Origin of the sequence: Streptomyces sp. 549 (genome assembly GCF_030124175.1) — a bacterium.
Classification (GTDB): Bacteria; Actinomycetota; Actinomycetes; order Streptomycetales; family Streptomycetaceae; genus Streptomyces.
On sequence record NZ_JASKMT010000028.1, the window covers coordinates 40,291 to 62,184 of the forward strand.

General features: G+C 71.8%; 18 protein-coding genes. 9 read left to right on the plus strand and 9 right to left on the minus strand.

What is annotated here, in order from left to right; translation table 11 throughout:
- Positions 1 to 17 precede the first annotated feature (17 nt).
- The 4 genes from QNO07_RS23475 to ssd all read right to left on the minus strand — a co-directional run bounded on the left by QNO07_RS23475 (position 18) and on the right by ssd (position 3,986).
- Positions 18 to 653, minus strand: a complete 636-nt coding sequence (locus QNO07_RS23475) for a type II secretion system F family protein (protein WP_283994303.1) — start codon at positions 651 to 653, stop codon at positions 18 to 20.
- 188 nt (positions 654 to 841) lie between these two features.
- The gene (locus QNO07_RS23480; protein WP_283994304.1) at positions 842 to 1,741 is read right to left on the minus strand and encodes a type II secretion system F family protein; all 900 of its coding nucleotides are present in this window, start codon (positions 1,739 to 1,741) and stop codon (positions 842 to 844) included.
- A complete protein-coding gene (locus QNO07_RS23485; RefSeq protein WP_283994306.1) occupies positions 1,738 to 2,907 on the minus strand; it encodes a TadA family conjugal transfer-associated ATPase in 1,170 nt (389 codons plus the stop codon). Before QNO07_RS23485 ends, QNO07_RS23480 begins: the two co-directional genes overlap by 4 nt.
- The gene (gene ssd, locus QNO07_RS23490; RefSeq protein WP_283994307.1) at positions 2,904 to 3,986 is read right to left on the minus strand and encodes a septum site-determining protein Ssd; all 1,083 of its coding nucleotides are present in this window, start codon (positions 3,984 to 3,986) and stop codon (positions 2,904 to 2,906) included. The genes QNO07_RS23485 and ssd overlap by 4 nt, the downstream gene beginning before the upstream one ends.
- A 461-nt stretch (positions 3,987 to 4,447) precedes the next feature.
- Here ssd and QNO07_RS23495 point away from each other — a divergent pair, with 461 nt between their 5' ends.
- Positions 4,448 to 5,281, plus strand: a complete 834-nt coding sequence (locus tag QNO07_RS23495) for an HAD family hydrolase (protein WP_283994339.1) — start codon at positions 4,448 to 4,450, stop codon at positions 5,279 to 5,281.
- Between the two features lie 401 nt (positions 5,282 to 5,682).
- Here the strand turns inward: QNO07_RS23495 and QNO07_RS23500 are convergent, their stop codons facing one another.
- On the minus strand, positions 5,683 to 6,618 hold the full coding sequence (locus QNO07_RS23500) for a Fic family protein (protein ID WP_283994308.1): 936 nt from the start codon (positions 6,616 to 6,618) through the stop codon (positions 5,683 to 5,685).
- A gap of 105 nt (positions 6,619 to 6,723) precedes the next feature.
- Between QNO07_RS23500 and QNO07_RS23505 the strand changes: the two genes are divergently transcribed.
- Positions 6,724 to 7,710: an ATP-binding protein gene (locus QNO07_RS23505; RefSeq protein WP_283994309.1), complete on the plus strand. Its 987-nt coding sequence runs from the start codon at positions 6,724 to 6,726 to the stop codon at positions 7,708 to 7,710.
- 140 nt (positions 7,711 to 7,850) lie between these two features.
- Here the strand turns inward: QNO07_RS23505 and QNO07_RS23510 are convergent, their stop codons facing one another.
- Positions 7,851 to 9,146, minus strand: a complete 1,296-nt coding sequence (locus QNO07_RS23510) for a polysaccharide deacetylase family protein (protein WP_283994311.1) — start codon at positions 9,144 to 9,146, stop codon at positions 7,851 to 7,853.
- 326 nt (positions 9,147 to 9,472) lie between these two features.
- On the opposite strand from QNO07_RS23510, the gene QNO07_RS23515 reads away from it, so the two are divergent.
- The 6 genes from QNO07_RS23515 (at position 9,473) to QNO07_RS23540 (ending at position 17,615) form a co-directional block, all read left to right on the plus strand.
- Positions 9,473 to 12,109, plus strand: a complete 2,637-nt coding sequence (locus QNO07_RS23515; protein ID WP_283994312.1) for a bifunctional SulP family inorganic anion transporter/carbonic anhydrase — start codon at positions 9,473 to 9,475, stop codon at positions 12,107 to 12,109.
- 166 nt (positions 12,110 to 12,275) lie between these two features.
- Entirely contained in the window at positions 12,276 to 14,237 is a 1,962-nt protein-coding gene (gene acs, locus QNO07_RS23520) for an acetate--CoA ligase (protein ID WP_283994313.1), read from the plus strand.
- A gap of 228 nt (positions 14,238 to 14,465) precedes the next feature.
- The gene (gene nhaA / locus QNO07_RS23525) at positions 14,466 to 15,869 is read left to right on the plus strand and encodes a Na+/H+ antiporter NhaA (protein WP_283994314.1); all 1,404 of its coding nucleotides are present in this window, start codon (positions 14,466 to 14,468) and stop codon (positions 15,867 to 15,869) included.
- 55 nt (positions 15,870 to 15,924) lie between these two features.
- The gene (locus QNO07_RS23530; protein WP_283994315.1) at positions 15,925 to 16,371 is read left to right on the plus strand and encodes a phage holin family protein; all 447 of its coding nucleotides are present in this window, start codon (positions 15,925 to 15,927) and stop codon (positions 16,369 to 16,371) included.
- A 13-nt stretch (positions 16,372 to 16,384) separates the two neighbouring features.
- The gene (locus tag QNO07_RS23535) at positions 16,385 to 17,305 is read left to right on the plus strand and encodes an alpha/beta fold hydrolase (protein WP_283994317.1); all 921 of its coding nucleotides are present in this window, start codon (positions 16,385 to 16,387) and stop codon (positions 17,303 to 17,305) included.
- A 115-nt stretch (positions 17,306 to 17,420) separates the two neighbouring features.
- Positions 17,421 to 17,615, plus strand: coding sequence for a hypothetical protein (locus QNO07_RS23540; protein ID WP_283994318.1), 195 nt, complete (start codon positions 17,421 to 17,423; stop codon positions 17,613 to 17,615).
- A gap of 84 nt (positions 17,616 to 17,699) precedes the next feature.
- Here QNO07_RS23540 and QNO07_RS23545 read toward each other — a convergent pair whose 3' ends face one another.
- From QNO07_RS23545 to nth, 3 genes are all read right to left on the minus strand, one after another.
- Positions 17,700 to 18,899: a MarP family serine protease gene (locus QNO07_RS23545; RefSeq protein ID WP_283994319.1), complete on the minus strand. Its 1,200-nt coding sequence runs from the start codon at positions 18,897 to 18,899 to the stop codon at positions 17,700 to 17,702.
- Between the two features lie 70 nt (positions 18,900 to 18,969).
- On the minus strand, positions 18,970 to 19,623 hold the full coding sequence (locus tag QNO07_RS23550) for an NUDIX hydrolase (protein WP_283994320.1): 654 nt from the start codon (positions 19,621 to 19,623) through the stop codon (positions 18,970 to 18,972).
- A 145-nt stretch (positions 19,624 to 19,768) separates the two neighbouring features.
- Positions 19,769 to 20,827 carry an endonuclease III gene (gene nth, locus QNO07_RS23555; protein WP_502961918.1) on the minus strand — a complete coding sequence of 353 codons (1,059 nt, stop codon included), beginning with the start codon at positions 20,825 to 20,827 and terminating at the stop codon, positions 19,769 to 19,771.
- Positions 20,828 to 21,176: 349 nt separating this feature from the next.
- On the opposite strand from nth, the gene QNO07_RS23560 reads away from it, so the two are divergent.
- The gene (locus tag QNO07_RS23560; RefSeq protein WP_283994321.1) at positions 21,177 to 21,851 is read left to right on the plus strand and encodes a Crp/Fnr family transcriptional regulator; all 675 of its coding nucleotides are present in this window, start codon (positions 21,177 to 21,179) and stop codon (positions 21,849 to 21,851) included.
- Positions 21,852 to 21,894: the final 43 nt, after the last annotated feature.

A 21,894-nucleotide genomic window follows, 5' to 3' on the forward strand; every position in this document is an offset into this window, starting at 1 on the left:
TCTGCGCGCATCAGTGGTCAGAGCAAGGAGCGTCCGAGCCCGATGATCACGGGCACCACTCCGGCCAGGAGGAACGCCGGCAGGAAGCAGAGCCCCAGCGGCGCCGTCACGAGCACTCCCGCCCTGCGCGCCCGCGCCGCTGCCGCACGGGCCCGCGCGGCACGGCACTCGGCTGCCAGCCGGCTCATGGACTCGACGGCCGGTGCGCCCGAGCGGTGGGCGCGTTCCAGGCATCGGGCCAGCCCGACGGCCGCCGGGAGCTCGGCCACCCGGGCCCATGCGGCCGACGGCTCGGCGCCCAGGCGCAGTTCGTCGGCGACCAGCACCAATCGCGTGCCGAGCGGCCCTCCGACCGAGTTGCCGACCGAGTGGGCGGCCTCCCTGGGACCTGATCCGGCTGCCAGGCAGGCCGTCAGCAGGGCGGTGGTGAGCGGTAGTTGCTCGGCGGCCTGGAGCTGCTCGCGAAGGCGTTCCCGAGTAAACGGGTCCGTGTGCTTCCGCAGCCACCGCCATATGCCGAAGGCCACCGCGAGTCCTGCCAGGAATCCGGCCATCTCACCGACGAGGATGAGCACCAGCACACCGGTACCGAGTGCCGCTGCCGCCTCCCGCACCCGGTCCCGCGGCACCGAACGGCGCTGTTCCGTGCCCACTGGTGCCGCGTGGGAGGCACGCGCGGCGGCGGCACTGGCGCTGGCGTTACGGGCAGGAGCGGGAGCGGCGGGCAGGAGAGCTGCCAGGCGTCGGCTGCGGGCCGCGCCGCTGCCGCTCAGGTGTCTGCTCGCTGCGGCCCGTGGTGAGGTGGAAATAGTTGTCCACAGGCTGTGTACGACCTGGGCGGTCATGAGGCGCCGCCCCCTTCCGCCGTCCGGACGATGCGGGACACCCACGCCAGGCCGGCCCATTCGAGCAGGCCCGCAGCGGTGAGCACCGCCCAGCCGACAGGTGAGTGCAGCAGGACCCGCACCGGGTCGGCGCCCATCGTGGCGCCGAGCACCAGGCCGAACAGCGGCAGCAGGGCCAGCACCACCGCCGTGGACCGCGGGCCTGCCAACTGGGCGCGCACTTCCTCCCGTTGCTCCCGCTCGGCTCGCAGCGCGGACGCCACCCGGTCCAGGCCGTCGGCGAGTCCGGCGCCGCCGTCGACGGCCGCCCGCCAGCAGGCCGCCACGCCCAGCAGCCCACCGGCTCCCGGTGTGCGGGCGGCCCGGTGCAGGGCCGCCGGCACGTCTCCGCCGAACCGTGCGGCGGCCAGCACGGCGCTGCCCGCCTGGCCCAGTCCGGCGGTTCCCACCGCCAGCAGGGCGGCGTCGGCCTGGCGCCCTGAACGCAGTTCCGCGACCAGGCCCAGGCAGAAGTCGAGCACTGCGCCCTCGGTGCGTTCCGCCGCCCGGCGCTGCTCACGTCGCCGCAGGTGACGGCGGAGCAGCGGGACGGCTGCCGCGGCGCAGGCCAGGGGCAGCACCGACTGCGTGGCCCAGGCGATCAGCAGACCCACCGGGATGGCAGCCCAGTGCCGACCCGTCCGCGCGGCCAGTGCCCGCAGATCGGCGCGGCGCATCACCTCGTTCCACCGTTGGCCGCGGCCGAACTGGCCGGGCCCGAAGCGTGGGCCGGACGCACCGGCGAGCACCAGGCGGGCACGTCGCTCCCCGGGACGGGTCCGCATCGCCAGCAGGGCTGCGGCTCCGGCACAGGCCAACGCCGCGGCGTGTGCCGACTCGGCCGATGCCGGGGTCACCAGGTGCTCCCGCCGCGCGCGCACAGCTCCCGCAACCTGCCCCAGCCCTCGGCAGGTTCGAAGGCCTGAGCGCCCCAGCGTGCTGCGGGCACGGTGCGCACCAGGCCGTCGAGGCCGCGTTCCAGTACGTGGATCTCGGCCACGCGGCGGCGCCCGGTGCGATCGCGCGCGAGATGGATCACCAGGGACAGGGCGGCGCCCAGCTGACTGTGCAGCGCCGCCCGGTCCAGGCCCGCCGACATGCCCAGCGCCTCCAGCCGCGCGGGCACGTCGGATGCGGCGTTCGCGTGAAGAGTCCCGCACCCGCCCTCGTGACCCGTGTTCAGCGCGGCCAGCAGGTCGGCTGCCTCGGCGCCCCGGACCTCGCCGACGACCAGCCGGTCCGGCCGCATCCGCAGCGCCTGCCGGACCAGGTCCCGCAGCTCCACCAGCCCGGCGCCCTCCTGGTTCGCGGGACGGCCCTCCAGACGGACGACGTGCGGGTGGTCGGGGCGGAGTTCGGCGGAGTCCTCGGTGACCACGATGCGCTCGGCCGGGCCGACGAGCCCCAGCAAGCTGCTGAGCAGCGTCGTCTTGCCCGAGCCCGTGCCGCCCGAGACGAGGAAGGACAAGCGGGCTTCGAGCACCGCCCGCAGCAGCCGGTCACCGCCGGGCGGGACGGTGCCGGCCTGCACCAGCTCCTGGAGGCGGAAGGCGCGGGGCCGCACCACGCGCAGTGAGAGGCAGGTGGAGTCGGCCGCCACCGGGTGCAGCACGGCGTGCATGCGGGTGCCGTCGGGCAGGCGCGCGTCCACCCAGGGCCGGGCGTCGTCGAGCCGCCGCCCGGCGGAGGTCGCCAGTCGCTGCGCGAGGCGGCGGACGGCCGCCTCGTCGGGGAAGCAGACCGGGGTGCGCTCCAACCCCTGCCCCCGGTCGACCCAGACACTCCGGGGGCCGGTGACCAGGATGTCGGTGACCTGCGGGTCGGCGAGCAGGGGTTCCAGTGGACCCGCACCGACCAGTTCCGACCGCAGCGCCCTGACCACGCCCAGGACCGTGCTGTCCCCCAGCAGCCTGCCCTGGGCGCGCAGCGCGGCGGCGACCCTGGCCGGTGTGGGTTCGGCGCCGCTCTCGACGAGGCGGAGGCGGACGGCGTCCACCAGTTCCTGCGAGGTGCCGGCGCTCATGCCGTCACGCTGCCCTGGTTCTCTCCGGGCAGGGTGCGCTCCCACAGCGCGGCGCAGAAGGCCGCGAGTGGGCTTCCGGGGGCGCTACCGGGTGGCACTCCGCGCTCCACCGACTCCAGGAGGCCCGGATCGTCGGGGAGTTGGCCCGCCAGCGGGAGTTCCAGCAGTCGGGCGATCTGCTCGTCGCCGAGGCCGGCCCTGCGGGGGCCGCGCACCACGACGCGCAGATCCTTGAGGACGAGGTTGAGGCGGGTGGCGAGGCGGTGCGCGGCGGCGACGGCCCGCACCTCGGCCGGGACGACCAGCAGGCCGAGGTCCAGCTGGCTCAGCGCCTCCCCCACCGGCTCGTCCGTCCGGCGGGGCAGGTCGACGACCACGGCACCGCCGCCGCGCCGGGCGGCTCCCAGTACCGAGCGCATGGCTTCCGGAGGCACCGCCACGCCGGTGCCCCGGTCCCAGCTCAGCACTCGCACCCCGTGCAGGCTGGGCAGGGACTCCTCCAGGGCCGCAGCCGCGACGCGGCCCCGGGAGTCGGTGAACGCGGGCCAGCGCAGGCCTTCCGCGGACTCCCCGCCGAGCAGCACGTCCAAGCCGCCGCCGAGCGGGTCGGCGTCAACGAGCAGGCTGCGGCGGCCGGTACGGCCCGCGGCCACGGCGAGCGCGGTGGCCAGAGTGGAGGCACCGGCGCCGCCCCGGCCGCCGATCACCCCGATGGTCACGCCCTGACGGCCCGCTCCCTCGGCGGCGTCGGCGATGCGGCCCGTCAGCCACGGTTCGGCGTCCGGCAGGAAGACCACGTGCTCAGCGCCGATGCCGACCCCTCGCTGCCAGACGCCGTGGTCGTCGAGGTCGCGACCGAGCAGGAGAACGCCGGGCCTGCGTGTGGAAGGGCCCGAAGCGCGGGCCAGCACCTCCGCGCGGTCGTCGCCGACCAGCACCAGTGGTGCGGTACGCCATTGCGCGTCGTCGACCGGTCCGCCCGGGGCGACGTGCGCCTCCGCTCCCGCCGCGGCGCACAACCGCAGCAGGTCGTCCAGCAGTTCGGCGTCCTCAGTGACGATCAGGATGGTTTGAGCCACGTGGACTTCCCCCTTCGGCTTCGCATCCTCACCACCGCGAACGTTCGCCGTGGTGTTGTGCAATCACCGTGCAGAAGCCGGGAGAATAAAGTGGATCTTGGTGTGAATCTGTGGATAACCCCCCTCCTGTGCATAACTCCGCCACCCGTCCCGGTGACTTTCGAACAGAAGCCTTGCGATTACTCACAGTCACTGACTGGATGGCGACAGACGGCGGCGCAGCAGACGGCGGCGGACAGCCGGGAAAGGGAGGAATCAGCCATGAGTGGGACAAACAGGCCGCAGACGTGCGACGACCCCCGCCGGGGGGGAGAGCGGGGGTCGTCTCCTCGGTCGACTCGGGGGGGGAGGAGTCGAACCGGGGTAGCACGGTCGCGAACGATCCGTGACTTCCATGGTGTACCCGAGACCCTTCTCAGGCAAACCCACACGCCTCACCTTACGCCGAATGGTGGGCGCCTATCCTCTGTCTCGTGGATAACCACTCGTCGCCCCGGACAGCAGCCTTCTTCGACCTGGACAAGACGGTCATTGCGAAGTCGAGCACGCTCACCTTCAGTAAGTCCTTCTACCACGGTGGCTTGATCAACCGCCGTGCCGTGCTGCGCACCGCCTACGCCCAGTTCGTCTACCTCCTGGGCGGAGCGGACCACGACCAGATGGAACGAATGAGGCAGTACCTGTCGGCTCTGTGCCGCGGCTGGAACGTCCAGCAGGTACAGGAGATCGTTGCCGAGACCCTGCACGACCTGATCGATCCGATCATCTACGACGAGGCCGCCTCGCTCATCGAGGAGCACCACCTCGCGGGCCGGGACGTGGTCGTCGTCTCCACCTCGGGCGCGGAGGTGGTGGAGCCGATCGGCGAACTCATCGGCGCCGACCGGGTGGTCGCCACCCGCATGGTCGTGAAGGACGGCTGCTACACCGGCGAGGTCGAGTACTACGCCTACGGCCCGACCAAGGCGGAGGCCATCGCCGAACTGGCGGAGTCGGAGGGCTACGACCTGTCCCGCTGCTACGCCTACAGCGACTCGTTCACGGACATCCCCATGCTTGAGGCCGTGGGTCACCCGCACGCGGTCAATCCCGACCGGGCGCTGCGCAAGGAGGCGGTGGCCCGCGAGTGGCCGGTGCTGACCTTCTCCCGCCCGGTCAGGCTGAAGCAGCGCATGCCGGTGCTGTCGATGCCGCCTCGGCCGGTTGTGGCGGCGGTCGCCGCGGTGACCGCCGCAGCCGTCACCGCCGGCCTCGTCTGGTACGGCAGCAGGCGCCGAGCAAGGCGACACACCTGATGTGTGCTTTGTCGGTCATCAGCCGCCCTGGTCAGGCTTGAGGTGTTTGAAGGTGAAAGTAAAGATCTGCGGTAGGGCTTTCCCTTCGCGGTGTTAAGGAGTACAAAGGAATCAACGGCCCGCGAGACCTACGGCATCCGAGAGGATCTCCGCACAACGCAAAAGGCCCCACGGACCGAAGCATGAATATCGGGAACCCACGCGACGCCGACCCGTCGATTACGGGCCTACCGCACCAGGTAACGGGCAAAGTCCTGACCTGAGCGGCAAACCTCGAGCACGCACTGGTACCCCGTTGGACATGCCAGCGGCGGCACCGCCTCTACAGCGGCGCCGCCGCAACCCTGTGCGCGCACTCAACCACGCAGCCCGTCGGCCGCAGCCGCCTAACCGCCCCCAGGTCAGGCGGCGCCGCGCTGCAGGGCCTCGCAGACGGCGGTGGACTCGCGTACGCCGAACTCCACCGACCGGCCGCAGTACGCGATCCACCGGCTCATGCCCTCGGCCGTTCCCGACGCGTAGCCGTCGAGGGCCCGCAGATACTCCTCACGCCCCTGCTCGGCGTGGCCCACCTCGGAGGGGCAGATCGACTTCGGGTCCAGCCCGCTGCCGACAAGCACGATGCGCTCCGCGGCCCGGGCGACCAGGCCGTTGTGCGAGGCGAACGGGCGGAGGGTGAGCAGTTCGCCGTGCACCACCGCGGCAGTGACCAGTGCGGGCGTGGAGGGGCCGGCGGCGATCAGCTCCGCAAGCCCTTCCAGCCGCGCCGCGACCTCGGTGGCGTCGGGAAGTTCCAGGGCGACGAAGGGCTCGGCCACCGGCTCGTCGGCCAACCGCGGCCGGCCGACAGCCGCACCGGCCACGGCACCGTCCCCAGTGCTGCCGTCCGACGTGCCCCCCGCAACCGACGCGCTCCCGGCGCCCGGAGCGCGCTCGCCTTCCGGAGCGGAACCGGTGGTCACGCCGCCGGCGGCGACGAGGTGCAGCCGGGCGAGGACGCGCAGCGGTGACTGCCGCCAGACGGAGAGGAGTTGACCCGCCTCAGCGGTGACCCGCAGTGCGGCTCCGACGGTTCTGGACTGCTCGTCCCCGCGGAAGTCGGTGCGGCGCCTGACCTCCTCCAGCGCCCAGTCCGCGCCGGACAGGGCGGCCGTGGCGCGTGCGGCACGCAGCACCGCCTCGGAGGTGACCTCCACGCTGCGACGCCGCATCACCCGGTGACCGTAGACCCGGTCGACGGCCTTGCGTACCGACTCGACCGCCTCGGGCACACCTGGCAGGACGCCCAGCGGCGCAAGCGGGTCGGCAGGGCCGGAGGGCTGCGGGCTCGTACTCATGGCTTTGACCCTACGCACCGGCGCCGGGCTTCCGCCGCCCCGTTCGAGTGGTCTTCTTCACTCCGTGGTGAGGGCCATACCCGCGCACGCCCTACGCTATCGAACATGAAGATCGCTTTCGTTGGCAAGGGAGGCAGCGGCAAGACGACGCTGTCCTCGCTGTTCATCCGTCATCTCGCCTCCCTGCAGGTCCCGGTGATCGCTGTGGACGCCGACATCAACCAGCACCTGGGCGCCGCTCTCGGCCTCGACGACGCGGAGGCCGCCGCGCTGCCCGCCATGGGCGCGCACCTGCCGCTGATCAAGGACTACCTCCGAGGCGCGAACCCGCGCATCGCCTCGGCCGAGTCCATGATCAAGACCACTCCCCCCGGTGAGGGGTCACGGCTGCTGCGCATCGGCGAGACCAACCCGGTCTACGACGCCTGCGCCCGCCCGGTGGCACTGGAGGGAGGCGACGTTCGACTGCTGGCGACCGGCCCGTTCGTGGAGTCCGACCTCGGTGTGGCCTGCTACCACTCCAAGGTCGGCGCGGTGGAGCTGTGCCTGAACCACCTCGTCGACGGCCGTGAGGAGTACCTGGTGGTCGACATGACCGCGGGCTCCGACTCGTTCGCCTCGGGCCTGTTCACCCGCTTCGACATGACGTTCCTGGTGGCGGAGCCGACGCGCAAGGGTGTCTCCGTCTACCGCCAGTACCGTTCCTACGCCGAGGACTTCGGCGTGCGGCTGAAGGTCGTCGGCAACAAGGTGCAGGGACCGGACGACGTGGCGTTCCTCAGGGACGAGATCGGTGAGGACCTCCTGGTCACCGTCGGCCAGTCCTCCTGGGTACGCGCCGTGGAGAAGGGCCGGCAGGTCCCGTTCGCCGACCTGGAGGGCGAGGACCGCCGGGCGCTGGAGGTGCTGCACACCACCGCCGACGCCGCCTACGAGGAGCGCGACTGGGAGCGCTACACCCGCCAGATGGTGCACTTCCACCTGCGCAACGCGGAGAGCTGGGGCAACAGCCGTACCGGCGTGGACCTCGCCTCGCAGGTCGACCCGGCGTTCCGGCTGGGCGAGAACACCGCGACTCCGCAGCCCGTCTGACTTTCCGTCAGTCCGCGTGCTCCCACGTCCGAGCGGAGCACCGCACCCCAGCACCACGATCCAGCACCGCCTCGACGACGCCCCGGGGTGGCGGTCACGCCGCCGGTGCCGCGACCACCACCCCGGCGCCAGAGGGGGGTTCAGGAACGGGCGGGCTGCTCCTCGCGTGCCGGTCCGGCCGCCTGGGCCGCCAGGAAGCGTTCCCAGCCGCCCTTCGGTTTCTCGCCGACGCCGAGCCCGCGGAGCTTCGACAGCACCTGCGGGTCCTGGGCGTCGAGCCAGTCGACCAGTTGGCGGAAGGAGACGCAGCGGACCTCGTCCTTGACGCACACCGTCTTGATCACGTCCTCGACGGCCCGCATGTAGATGCCGCCGTTCCAGCCGTTGAAGTGGTTACCGATGATCATGGGGGCCCGGTTGCCTTCGTAGGCGCGGTCGAAGCCCTGGAGCAGGCCGTCACGCATCTGGCGTTCCCACTGCGGGTGCATGGCCGCGCTGCCGCTGCCCGGACCCGACTGGTTGACCATGAAGTTGTAGTCCATGGCCAGCGTCTCGAAGGACCGGCCGGGCATGGGGACCATCTGGAGCGGCAGGTCCCACAGCTGCCCCTGCCTCTTCGGCCAGACCTGGTCGCCGATGCCGCTGGAGTCGTAGCGGAACCCCATCTCGGCGGCGGCCTTCCGCACGTTGTCGCGCCCTTCCAGGCACGGGGTGCGTCCGCCGATCAGCTCCTGCTCGTAGTCGAAGGGCAGTGCCTGCTGGTCCTTCCAGCCGGTTGTGGTCCGCCAGTTCTTCACGAACCACTTGGCCTGCTGGATCTCGCTCTTCCAGTCGTCGACCGACCAGCTGTCCACTCCGGTCGGGCCGCAGAAGTGGCCGTTGTAGTGGGTGCCGATCTCACTGCCGTCCCGCCAGGCACCGCCGACCTGCTCCAGCGTCGCGCGGACGTTCTCGTCCTTGAGGTAGCCGATGTCGGAGGCTCCGGGCCGGTGGCCGGGCGGGTTGTAGCGTTTCGCCTCGCCTTCCGGCAGCAGGTAGATGCCGGACAGGAAGTAGGTCATGTGCGCGTTGTGCTGCCGGCCGACCTCACGGAAGTGCGAGAAGAGCTTCTTGCCGTCCTCGCCCGCGCCGTCCCATGAGAACACCACGAACTGCGGCGGGCGCTCGCCGGGCTTCAGCGCGGCCGGCTTCGGCTGGTGGGGCTGCGGGCCGGTGAAGGAGGTGGAGCCGTCACCGATGGCGGCGGGCCGCTGCGGGGTGCCGGCCGGCTGCCGCTCGCTCTTGCCGCCTTCCTCGCCTGACTCCAGTTCCGGCCCGGACAGGGCCCCGGGTTTCTTCTCCGCGTCGTTCCCGGAGCCGCCACCGCAACCGGTCGCGAGCACGGCGACCGCCACCACCGCCGCGACGCCACCGACGCATCTCCGCGCACCTGCCATCACTTCACCTCGACCCTCGACGTCCTGCGACGCCTCTCGACTCACACGTGGGCTGCAACCGGGCTGCAAGGGGGCTGCATCGGGACCGCGTCCGGACCGCACCCGGATGCACAGCTCCCTGCGCCATAACGTGGCATGTCGTGATTAATAGGTCGGTATGACAAGCGGCAATCGGTCGTTATTCACCCGTTAGACGGAAGAACATCCCCATTTGCGGCTGACAACTCCCCGCCCTCCTTTACCTGCCATTACTGTTCGTTTACCTAACCTTGAGAGTAGCCACCTCCGCACACACCGTGACGATTCTTGCGACGGAGACGGGATCGATGTCCGCCTGCGCCCCAGTTCCTCGCGCCGCCGCCTCACGCGGCGAGCGCACCGCCCAGACCTCTCTCGAAACGGGTCCGCGCCGGACCCAGCGGTTCACACCGCGCTGGACGACCCGCGAACGCGGCCCGGACGGCGGCAAATGGTCCGCCAACCTGTCCGCGTCGATCGCCGTCTTCCTGATCGCGCTCCCGCTGTCCCTCGGCATCGCGCTCGCCACCGGCGCCCCGCTGCAGGCAGGGCTCGTCGCCGCTGCCGTGGGCGGCATCGTCGTCGGCCGGCTGGGCGGTGCGCCGCTCCAGGTCAGCGGTCCCGCGGCCGGTCTCACCGTGGTCACCGCGGAGCTGATCCAGATCTACGGCTGGCGCACCACGTGTGCGATCACCATCGCCGCGGGAGTGGCCCAACTCGGCCTGTCCGCGCTGCGGGTGGCCCGCTCCGCGCTGATGGTCAGTCCGGCGATCGTGCACGGCATGCTCGCCGGCATCGGCGTGACCATCGCCCTCGCCCAGCTGCACATCGTGCTCGGCGGCAGCCCCGAGAGCGACGCCATCGCCAACGTGAAGGAACTCCCGCAGCAACTCTCCGATCCGCATCCGGCCGCGCTGTCCGTCAGCGCGCTGACGGTGGCGGTGCTGCTGCTCTGGCCGCGGCTGCGCGGCCGGGTGGGCCGGATGATCCGCGTCGTGCCGGGTCCGCTGGTTGCCGTGGTGCTGGCCACGGCGTTCGCGCTGGCCGCCGGGCTGCAGCTGCCCAGGGTGGACCTGCCGTCGTGGCGCAGCCACGCGCTCCCCGGTCTGCCCGAGGGCCCGATGCTCGGACTGCTCGCGGGGGTGCTCACCGTGACGCTGGTGGCGAGTGTGGAGTCCCTGCTCTCCGCCGTCGCCGTGGACAAGCTGGCCTCCGCCCGCGCCGCCGCCGGCGGGGTGCGCGTGCCGCGGGCAAACCTGGACCGCGAACTGCGCGGCCAGGGCGCTGGCAACATCGTGTCCGGTGCGCTGGGCGGGCTTCCTGTGACGGGTGTGGCGGTGCGCAGCGCGGCCAACGTCAACGCGGGCGCGGTAAGCCGGGACTCCACGGTGATCCACGGCTGCTGGGTGCTGCTCGCCTGCGTACTGCTGGTGCCGGTGCTGGAGCTGATCCCGCTCGCCTCGCTGGCGGCGCTGGTGATGGTGGTCGGCATCCAGATGGTGAACATGACGCACATCCGCAGCGTCACCCGGCACCGGGAGGTGGTGGTCTACATCGCGACCACTATCGCCGTGGTCCTGCTGGGGGTTCTGGAGGGGGTGGCGATCGGTATCGCGGTGGCCATCGCCGTGGCCCTGCACCGGCTGGCCCGTACCCGGATCACCTGCGAGCCCCTGGTGCCGGGCATGGGCGCCCGCCCCGAGCCCGGCCGCTGCGGACCGGGCGGCGACCCCGCGGACGCCGCCCCGCCCCGCGCCGCGGACGAGAACGAGGGAGGCGACGAGAGCGGCGACGCCGACGGGAACCGCGTCCCGGCCGAGACCGGCCACACGAGCGGGAGCGGCCTCACGAGCGGGAGCGGCGGCACGGCCGAAGGCACGAGCGACGACGCGAGCAGGAACGGCGGCACGGCCCGTGACGCGTCCGGTGACCCGGCAGCCGAGGGCCCCGGAGCCGCGGAGGCGTACCGCGTGCTGGTGCGCGGCCAGCTGACGTTCCTGGCGGTGCCGCGCCTGAGCCGGGCGCTGAACCAGGTGCCCGAGGGCCGCCGGGCCGTCGTGGAACTGGACGGCTCGTTCATGGACCACGCCGCGTTCGAGACGATCCAGGACTGGCGGACCTCGCACACGGCACGCGGCGGCGAGGTGGAGATCACGGGCCGGTCCGGCGGCCGGATCGCGGAGCCGTCCGCGGTGCACCACTGCACGCCGTGGACGCCGTGGCTCAACCACCAGTGCACCCGCGGCGAACAGGACGGCCCGGGGCCGCAGCCGGAGCGGCGCGGGCAGTTGCTGGGCGGGGTGCGCAACTTCCAGCGCATCACCGCGCCGGTCGTCCGCGAGGAGCTGGCCCGGCTGGCGCGCGACGGGCAGCAGCCGTCCCACCTGTTCCTCACCTGCGCGGACTCCCGGCTGGTGACGAGCATGATCACGTCCAGCGGTCCGGGCGACCTGTTCACCGTCCGCAACGTGGGCAACCTGGTGCCGCCGCCCGGCGGCGACAGCGGCGACCACTCGGTGGCGGCGGCCATCGAGTACGCCGTGCACGTGCTGCGCGTCGGTTCGGTGACGGTGTGCGGGCACTCCGGCTGCGGTGCCATGCAGGCGCTGCACTCCAGCGCGGACGCGGCGTCGGCCGCCCTGCCCGACTCGCTGGCGATGTGGCTGCGCCACGGACGTCCGACGCTGGAGCGCATGGCGTCGGACACGGGCCCGGTCCCCCGGATCGCCGACCGGCCGACGGCGGACGGAACCGAGCAGCTGTGCCTGACGAACATCGTCCAGCAACTGGAACACCTGCGGGCGCACGAGTGCGTCGCCAAGCGCCTCGCCGACGGCTCGCTGGAGCTGCACGGCATGTACTTCCACGTCGCCGAGGCGCAGGCGTACGTGCTCGACGGCGCTCCCGAGGAGGACGCGGTGTTCACTCCCGTACGGGCGCTCTGAGGGCGCGAAGCCGCCCGCTGCCCGTCTGCGGACCGTTCGGCAGGGGTGCTCCACCGTTCACCGCAACAGGTCTAAACCAATTCTCCGAGGACCCTTGTCAGGAGCCCTCAGAAGCTGTTGAGGTATGAGCTGGGACACAGCGCACACCCTTTGAAAGGGAGATGTCGTGAGCAACGAAAGCCTGGCCAATCTGCTCAAGGAAGAGCGGAGGTTCGAGCCGCCCGCCGAGTTGGCCGCCGACGCCAACGTGACCGCCGAGGCGTACGAGCAGGCGAGGGCGGACCGGCTGGGCTTCTGGGCCGAGCAGGCCCGCCGGCTCAGTTGGGAGACCGAGCCGACCGAGACACTCGACTGGTCCAACCCGCCGTTCGCGAAGTGGTTCAAGGACGGCCGCATCAACGTCGCGTACAACTGCGTCGACCGGCACGTCGAGGCGGGCAACGGCGACCGGGTCGCGCTGCACTTCGAGGGCGAGCCGGGTGACAGCCGGTCCGTCACCTACGCCGAGCTCCAGCGTGAGGTCTCCAAGGCCGCGCACGCCCTCACCGAGCTGGGCGTCAACACCGGCGACCGGGTCGCCATCTACCTGCCGATGATCCCCGAGACGGTCGTGGCCATGCTGGCCTGCGCCCGGATCGGCGCGCCGCACTCGGTGGTGTTCGGCGGCTTCTCCGCCGACGCGCTGGCCACCCGCATCCAGGACGCCGACGCGCGGGTCGTCATCACCGCCGACGGCGGCTACCGCAAGGGCGGTGCCAGCGCGCTGAAGCCCGCCGTCGACGAGGCCCTGACCAAGCCGGGCACGGAGAACGTCCGCAGCGTGCTCGTGGTGCGCCGCACCGGCCAGGACGTCGAGTGGACCGAGGGCCGCGACGTCTGGTGGCACGAACTGGTCGAGCGCCAGCCCGAGCAGCACACCCCGGAGGCGTTCGAGGCCGAGCACCCGCTGTTCATCCTCTACACCTCCGGCACCACGGGGAAGCCGAAGGGCATCCTGCACACCACCGGCGGCTACCTCACCCAGACGGCCTACACCCACCACGCGGTCTTCGACCTGAAGCCGGAGCGGGACGTCTACTGGTGCACCGCCGACGTCGGCTGGGTCACCGGGCACTCGTACATCGTCTACGGCCCGCTCGCCAACGGCGCGACCGAGGTGCTGTACGAGGGCACTCCGGACTCCCCGCACAAGGGGCGCTGGTGGGAGATCGTGCAGAAGTACGGCGTCACCTTGCTCTACACCGCCCCGACCGCGATCCGCGCCTGCATGAAGTGGGGCGACGACATCCCCGCCAAGTACGACCTTTCGTCGCTGCGCATCCTCGGCTCGGTCGGTGAGCCCATCAACCCCGAGGCGTGGATGTGGTACCGCCAGCACATCGGTGCCGGCTCCGCGCCGATCGTGGACACCTGGTGGCAGACGGAGACGGGCGCCATGATGCTCAGCCCGCTGCCCGGTGCCACCGCCACCAAGCCCGGCTCGGCGCAGCTCCCTCTGCCGGGCATCTCCGCGACGGTGGTCGACGACGAGGCGAAGGAGGTGCCCGACGGCGGCGGCGGCTACCTGGTGCTGACCGAGCCGTGGCCCTCGATGCTGCGGACCATCTGGGGCGACGACCAGCGCTACCTGGACACCTACTGGGCGCGGTTCGAGCACCGCTACTTCGCCGGTGACGGCGCGAAGAAGGACACCGACGGCGACATCTGGCTGCTGGGCCGGGTCGACGACGTCATGCTCGTCTCCGGCCACAACATCTCCACCACCGAGGTCGAGTCGGCGCTGGTCTCGCACCCGGCGGTCGCCGAGGCGGCCGTGGTCGGTGCCACCGACCCGCAGACGACGCAGGCCATCTGCGCCTTCGTCATCCTGCGCGGCACCGCGGCGGAGCACGACACCCTGGTCGACGAGCTGCGGGCGCACGTCTCGAAGCAGCTCGGCCCGATCGCCAAGCCCAGGCGCATCCTGCCGGTCGCGGAGCTTCCCAAGACCCGCTCCGGCAAGATCATGCGGCGCCTGCTGCGCGACGTGGCCGAGAACCGCGCCCTCGGCGATGTCTCCACGCTGACCGACTCGTCCGTGATGGATCTCATCCAGACCCGCCTGCCCGCCGCCGCCAGCGAGGACTGAGCAGTACCGGACAAGGCGCCCGACCAGCTGACATAACGGACAGTGAAGGGCGTCGGGAGGTCAATGGCCCCCGGCGCCCTTCACCCGTGTTGGTTACCCTTGGTGCGCCACGTAAGGGTCGTGGCAGGAGTGCCGCGTAAAGATCGCGGCAAGAATATGGGCGCGCCGGGAAGTCTGGTCGGCACAGAGCACACGTGTAGGCATTACCGCTTTCTGGAGGTCACCACCTTGTCCGCGCCCGAAACACGCGACGCCCAAAGCTCCGAGTTCCTTCACCGCCCGCCGTTGAAGGAGAAGCGGGTTCTCGCGGACATCCTCCGTACCGAGACCGTCGGCGGCATGCTGCTGCTGTTCGCCGCCGTGATCGCCCTGATCATGGCCAACACCGGTCTGAGCGACTTCTACTCCGACCTCAAGGGCTTCACTTTCGGGCCCGAGGCCCTGCACCTGAACCTGTCCGTCGCGGACTGGGCCAAGGACGGCCTGCTGACCATCTTCTTCTTCGTCGCGGGCGTCGAACTCAAGCGGGAACTGGTCACCGGCGAGCTGCGCGACCCGCGGGCCGCCGCCCTCCCGATCGTCGCCGCCGCGGGCGGCATGATCGTGCCGGCCCTGGTCTACGTGGCCTTCACGCTCAACGGCGGCGACCTGAGCGGCTGGGCCATCCCGATGGCCACCGACATCGCCTTCGCCCTGGGTGTGCTCGCCGTGCTCGGCACCGCGCTGCCGTCCGCCCTGCGTGCCTTCCTGCTCACCCTCGCCGTGGTGGACGACCTGGGCGCGATCACCATCATCGCGATCTTCTACACCACCGAGACCAACCTGTGGGCCCTGCTCGGCTCCGTCGTCGGGCTGGCGATCTTCTGGCTCCTGCACCGCAAGGGCGTCAAGGGCTGGTACATCTATCTGCCGCTCGCCGTGACCATCTGGGCGCTGATGCACGCCAGCGGGGTGCACGCCACCGTCGCCGGTGTCGCCATGGGCCTGCTGCTGCGCTGCACCCTCCGCGAGGGTGAGGAGCACTCCCCGGCCGAGCGCATCGAGCACCAGGTGCGCCCGATCTCCGCCGGACTCGCCGTACCGCTGTTCGCACTGTTCGCCGCGGGCGTGACGGTGTCCGGCCCGGCCATCGGCGAGGTGTTCACCCAGCCGGAGACGCTCGGTGTGGTGTTCGGCCTGCTGCTGGGCAAGACGGTCGGTGTGTTCGGCGGCGCGTGGCTCGCCGCACGGTTCACCAAGGCGGAACTGAACAAGGACCTCGCCTGGATGGACGTGCTGGCGGTGGCGGCCTTGTCCGGCATCGGCTTCACCGTCGCCCTGCTGATCGGCGATCTCGCCTTCGAGAACACGCCGCTGGACGAGCAGATCAAGGCGTCCGTGCTGATCGGCACGTTCCTGGCGACGCTGCTCGCCGCGATCCTGCTGAAGATGCGCAACAAGCACTACCTGGGTGTCTACATGGACGAGGAGCGCGACGAGGACGGCGACGGCATCCCCGACGTGTACGAGGAGGGCCAGCCCGAGTACCACCTGCGCATGGCCCGCATCCTCGAGGAGAAGGCGGCAGAGCACAGGCGACGTGCCGAGGTGGCCGCGGGCGACGGTGTGAAGGACCCCGGTCCGGCATCCTGATACCCCACCGGTCCCCGACGATCCGGGCACCACTACGAGAGCAGAGGGAGCAATCGTGAGCACACCCGACGAGGGCCGCAGCATCGGACAGCTGGTCGCCTCGGCCACCGCCGAGATGTCAGCCCTGGTGCACGAGGAGATCGCACTCGCCAAGGCGGAACTGAAGACGTCCGTCTCGAAGGGTGTCGCCGGGGTCGGTGCGATCGCCGTCGCGGGCGTGCTCGCGTTGTTCTCCCTGCCCGTGTTCAGCTTCGCGCTGGCGTACTGGCTGCACGCCTGGTGGAAGGTGCCGCTGGCCATCGCCTTCCTGATCACCGGCGCGCTGATGCTGCTGGTGGCCGTGGTCTGCGGTCTCGCCGCCCGGTCTCTGCTGAAGAAGGTGCAGGCACCCACGCGGAGCATCTCCTCCGCCAAGGAGTCGGCGGCCGTCCTGGCGAAGGCCAAGCCGCATCCGCGGCCCGCCACGGACGTCCGCCCGATCACCACGGGTGCGCAACAGTGACACACTGCCCCCTATGACGGTCCCCGCCCTATCCCCCGCTCACCTGGACGGCCCCTGGTCACACCGGGACGTCGCCGCGAACGGCGCCCGTTTCCACATCGCCGAGATGGGCGACGGGCCACTGGTGCTGCTGCTGCACGGCTTCCCGCAGTTCTGGTGGACGTGGCGGCACCAGTTGCCCGCGCTGGCCGGTGCGGGGTACCGGGCGGTGGCCATGGACCTGCGCGGCCTGGGCGGCAGCGACCGGACACCGCGCGGCTACGACCCGGCCAACCTGGCCCTGGACGTGACCGGGGTGATCCGCTCGCTGGGCGAGCCGGACGCCGCGCTCGTGGGCCACGGCCTCGGCGGCTACCTGGCGTGGACGGCGGCGGTCATGCGGCCCAAGCTCGTACGCCGCCTGGCCGTCACCTCCATGCCGCATCCGCGCCGCTGGCGGTCGGCGATGCTGCGCGACCGGCGGCAGACGGCGGCCGGCGCGCACATCTGGGGCCTCCAGCGGCCCTGGCTGCCGGAGCGTCAACTTGTCGCCGACGACGGCGCACTCGTGGGGCGACTGCTGCGGGAGTGGTCGGGGCCGCGGCTGCCGGAGGACAAGGACGTCGAGATCTACCAGCGGGCGATGTGCGTGCCCTCCACCGCGCACTGCGCGGTGGAGCCGTACCGCTGGCTGGTGCGCTCGCTGGCACGTCCGGACGGCATCCAGTTCAACCGGCGGATGAAGCGCCCGGTGCGAGTGCCGACGCTGCACCTGCACGGCGCGCTCGACCCCGTGCTGCGGACCCGCAGCAGCGCCGGATCGGGCGAGTACGTCGAGGCCCCCTACCGGTGGCGGCTGTTCGAGGGCCTGGGCCACTTCCCGCAGGAGGAGGACCCGGCCGCCTTCAACAGCGAGCTGATCGACTGGCTGAAGGACCCCGAGCCCGACCGCTGACGCCACCCGGCGCGCGCCGGGTGGCACGGCCGAGGCGCACACGTGCCTGACGCATAGGCCAATCGAGCGCCGATCGAGCGATTACCGACCATGGGGCCCGGGCACATTGCGGTGTATGGGCTGGACGCACGATTTCCGTGACGTGTCTCACAACTACCGCAACAAGGGCGCCGTGCCGGGCACGCCGGCCCTTCCGCTGCGAGATCCACGTGATCCGCAGGGCTCCCCGCACCCTCAGCTCGGCATTCCGCGCATCCTCCGCCGTCGCGCCCGCTGGGTCGGCGCGCGGCTGCGCGGCCCCCGCCGCTGAACCACCCCGCCGACATCCCCCGCCGCACCGCGCCAGGGGTGGCGTGTGCCCGTTTCCGCTCCCGACCCGCGGAGGGCGGACGGGTCACATCGCGCACTGCTGGCTGTCGGCGGGCGCGCTCGCCGCGCGTCCCCGCGTGATGTCCTCGCGGATCTCGTCGTTGGTGAGGGCGTAGCCGGTGTCCGGGTCCTCCAGCGACTTGGCGAAGATCACGCCGAACACCCGTCCGTCGGGGGTCAGCAGCGGTCCGCCGGAGTTGCCCTGCCGCACGGTGGCGAACAGCGAGTACACGTCGCGGCGCACCGTGCCGCGGTGGTAGATGTCCGGGCCGTTGGCCTGCACCCGGCTGCGGACCCGGGCCGAACGCGCGTCGAAGCCGCCGTTCTCCGGGAACCCGGCCACCACGGCGTCGTCACCGGTGGTGGCGCTGCCCGGCGCGAACTCCAGGGCGGGCGCGTCCAGTCCCGGCACGTCGAGCACCGCGATGTCGCGCTGCCAGTCGTAGAGCACCACCACGGCGTCGTACACCCGTCCCTCGCCGCCGACCTGCACGGTCGGCTCGGTGACCCCGCCGACCACGTGCGCGTTGGTCATGACGCGGCCGGGCGAGAAGACGAACCCGGTTCCCTCCAGCGACTTGCCGCAGGTCGGCGCGGTTCCGGTGACCTTCACGATGGACTGCTTGGCGCGGGCCACCATCGGGCTGCCGGCCAGCGCCGGGTCCGGCGGGGGCACGCTGGTGATCGGTTCGCTGGCGAACGGCGAGAACACCTGCGGGAAGCCGTTCTGCGCCAGCACGGTGCCGAACCCGGTGAACCAGGTGTTCGCCTGACCGGGCATGGCCCGCGAGACGCCCTGCAGAACCGAGGAGCTGCGGACCTCCTTGCCCAGCGTCGGCAGCGACGACGTGGCGAGCGCAGAACCGATCAGCCAGGCGACCAGCAGCATCGCCACGACGTTGACCAGCGCGCCGCCGGTGGCGTCCAGGGCGCGCGCCGGCGACCAGGTGATGTAGCGCCGCAGCCGGTTGCCCAGGTGGGTGGTGAAGGCCTGGCCGATGGACGCGCACACGATGACGATGACCACCGCCGCCACCGCACCCAGGGTTCCCGGCGGGGTGTTGTCGGTGAGCTCGCTCCACAGCGGCGGCAGCAGCAGGACCGCGACAAGTCCGCCGCCGAGGAAGCCCAGCACCGACAGGATGCCCACCACGAAGCCCTGCCGGTATCCGATGACCGCGAACCATACGGCGGCGAGCGCCAGCAGTATGTCCAGGATGTTCACGGTGTCAGCCTCGCCTTGCGGTCATCTGCGGGCCCTGGCCCGGTCGGTGCGTCGGGGTCCGCGCGGTGGTTCACGCATGCCAGTCGAGCGGGACGTCACGGCTGCGGTCCCAGGGCCGCTCCCAGCCGGAGAAGTGCAGCAGCCGGTCGATCACGCCGGCGGTGAAACCCCACACCAGAGCGCCGTTGACCAGGAAGCAGGGGCCCCGGTAACCGCTGGGGTGCACGGCCATGCCGCGGTTCGCCGGGTCGGTCAGTTCGGTGACAGGCGCGGTGAACACGCGGGCCGTCTCGCCCGCGTCGACCGCACCGACCGGCGTCGGCTCCCGCCACCAGCCCAGCACGGGCGTGACGACGAAGCGGCTCACCGGGATGTAGAGCCGCGGCAGCACACCGAACACCTGGACGCCCGCCGGGTCGAGGCCGGTCTCCTCCTCGGCCTCCCGCAGCGCCGCCCGTACCGGACCGTCCCCCTCCGGGTCGCCGTCCTCCGGGTCGAGCGCGCCGCCGGGGAAGGAGGGCTGCCCGGGGTGCGAGCGCAGGTTCGTCGCGCGTTCCATCAGCAGCAGCTCAGGGCCGGCCGCCGAGGCACCGAACAGCACCAGTACCGCGGACTGCCGCCCGCCGTCGGCCGGCGGCAGGAAGCGGCTGAGCTGCTCGGGCCGGATCGTCGCGGCGGTCCGCGCCACCGGAAGCAGCCAGTCGGGCAGGCCGTCCTCGCTCACCGGCGGCGTGTGCGGCGCCTGCTCCGCAGGCCGTGTATGCGCCGCCTGCTCCGCAGGCCGTGTATGCGCCGCCTGCTCCGCAGGCCGCGCCCTGCTCACGCGCCACCCCGCACGTGCACGCCCCGGACGCCCGCATTCCGGGTGCTCATCGGGCCGCCAGCGGCGGGGCGGGCTGCCCCGGGTAGTCGGCCGGGGGCTTCAGCCGCTGGCCGGGCAGGCCGCCCAGCTCGTACTTCAGCAGCTTCTTCGCCTTCTCCGGGTCGGTCTCGCCCTCGCCGTAGGCGGGGCAGAGGTCGGTGATCGGGCAGGCTCCGCAGGCGGGCTTGCGGGAGTGGCACACGCGGCGGCCGTGGAAGATCGTGCGGTGCGAGAACATCGTCCACTCGCTCTTGGGGATGATCTCCGCGATCTCCGCCTCGACCTTCTCCGGCTCGCTCTGCTCGGTCAGGCCCCAGCGGCGCACCAGCCGGCCGAAGTGCGTGTCGACGGTGAGTCCGGGCACGCCGAAGGCGTTGCCCAGCACCACGAACGCGGTCTTGCGACCCACACCCGGCAGCGACACCAGGTCGTCGAGCCGCCCTGGCACCTCACCGCCGAAGTTGTCGCGCAGCGCGGCGGACAGACCCAGCAGCGCCTTGGCCTTGTTGCGGAAGAAGCCGGTGGGGCGGATCAGCTCCTCCAGCGCCTCCGGGTCCGCAGCCGCCATGTCCTCCGGGGTGGGATAGGCGGTGAAGAGGGCGGGCGTCGTCTGGTTGACCCGCAGGTCCGTGGTCTGCGCGGACAGCACGGTGGCCACCAGCAGCTCGAACGGGTTCTCGAAGTCCAGCTCGGGGTGCGCGTAGTAGTACGCCTCGGTCAGCTCGCGGTTGATGCGCCGCGCCCGCCGCACCATCGCCAGCCGCGACTCCCTCTTCGCGGGGGCCTTCCTGGCCGCCTTCACGGGAACCTTCTCCTCCGCACCCTTCTTCTCGGGCGACTTCTTCTCCGTCGCCTTCTTCACAGCCGCCTTCCCGGCGGCCGACTTCTTCGCCGGAGGGGTGGTGGTGGAGGGGCGGGCCGGGGCCTTGGCGGCGGCCTTCTTGGCGGGGATCTCCGCCGGGGCGTCCGCGACGGCGACGGCGTCCGCGTCGGACACCGGTCTGCCGTCGGCGCTCGTCTTCTCGGCCTGCTGCGCGGCGGGCTGCCGGACGGACTTCTCGCTCACTGCTCTCCTTGGCGCCTCGTTCACCGACTGCCCCCGCCGCGCACGGCAGCGCCTGCACGACGCGCCCCTGCCACACCGGCGGGCGCGTGTTCGCCCAGAGCGAAACCAGCGGGTTCACCCACCCGTCCGGCCCCCCTTTCCGTGTGCGCTCAGCGGGTACTGGACACCCGGCCAGCGTAAGGGGGCGTACCGACATTCGCCCCGCTCATGGCCGATTAACAGCCCAATCGGACCCCTGCCGCATCCCGCAAACGCCGAGTGAGTCAAACTTGTGACTGATCGCACTGTTTCAAACGTCCGGCATCATGGGGGCCACAACCCTCTGGGCAGGTCGACAAGGAGAGAACTCGTGGACGACGTTCTGCGGCGCGCCCCGCTGTTCGCGGCGCTCGATGAGGAGCAGGCGGCAGAGCTGCGTGCCTCCATGTCCGAGACGACGCTGGCCCGTGGCGAGGCCCTGTTCCACGAGGGTGACCCCGGCGACCGGCTCTACGTGGTGACCGAGGGCAAGGTGAAGCTGCACCGCACCTCGCCCGACGGTCGCGAGAACATGCTCGCCGTCCTGGGCCCGGGCGAGCTGATCGGTGAGCTGTCGCTCTTCGATCCCGGCCCCCGCACCGCCACCGCCACCGCGCTGACCGAGGTGAAGCTGCTCGGGCTCGGCCACGGCGACCTCCAGCCCTGGCTGAACGTCCGGCCCGAGGTCGCGACGGCCCTGCTGCGGGCAGTCGCCCGCCGGCTGCGGCGCACCAACGACTCGATGTCGGACCTGGTCTTCTCCGACGTGCCCGGCCGTGTCGCCAAGGCCCTGCTGGACCTCTCCCGCCGGTTCGGCGTGCAGTCCGACGAGGGCATCCACGTCGTGCACGACCTCACGCAGGAGGAGCTGGCCCAGCTGGTCGGCGCGTCCCGCGAGACCGTCAACAAGGCGCTCGCCGACTTCGCCGGCCGCGGCTGGCTGCGTCTTGAGGCACGCGCGGTGATCCTGCTCGACGTCGAGCGGCTCGCCAAGCGCTCCCGCTGACCCGCCGGCCCACCCGCGGACCTGCCGCTCGCCGCGCCCCGAC

What these genes read in the sequence shown, in the direction of transcription:
- QNO07_RS23485 (WP_283994306.1), bottom strand. Translation starts at nt 2,907, where the DNA reads ATGAGCGCCGGCACCTCGCAGGAACTGGTGGACGCCGTCCGCCTCCGC.
- QNO07_RS23500 (WP_283994308.1), bottom strand. Translation starts at nt 6,618, where the DNA reads ATGAGTACGAGCCCGCAGCCCTCCGGCCCTGCCGACCCGCTTGCGCCG.
- QNO07_RS23505 (WP_283994309.1), top strand. Translation starts at nt 6,724, where the DNA reads ATGAAGATCGCTTTCGTTGGCAAGGGAGGCAGCGGCAAGACGACGCTG.
- QNO07_RS23510 (WP_283994311.1), bottom strand. Translation starts at nt 9,146, where the DNA reads ATGGCAGGTGCGCGGAGATGCGTCGGTGGCGTCGCGGCGGTGGTGGCG.
- QNO07_RS23515 (WP_283994312.1), top strand. Translation starts at nt 9,473, where the DNA reads ATGTCCGCCTGCGCCCCAGTTCCTCGCGCCGCCGCCTCACGCGGCGAG.
- QNO07_RS23535 (WP_283994317.1), top strand. Translation starts at nt 16,385, where the DNA reads ATGACGGTCCCCGCCCTATCCCCCGCTCACCTGGACGGCCCCTGGTCA.
- QNO07_RS23540 (WP_283994318.1), top strand. Translation starts at nt 17,421, where the DNA reads ATGGGCTGGACGCACGATTTCCGTGACGTGTCTCACAACTACCGCAAC.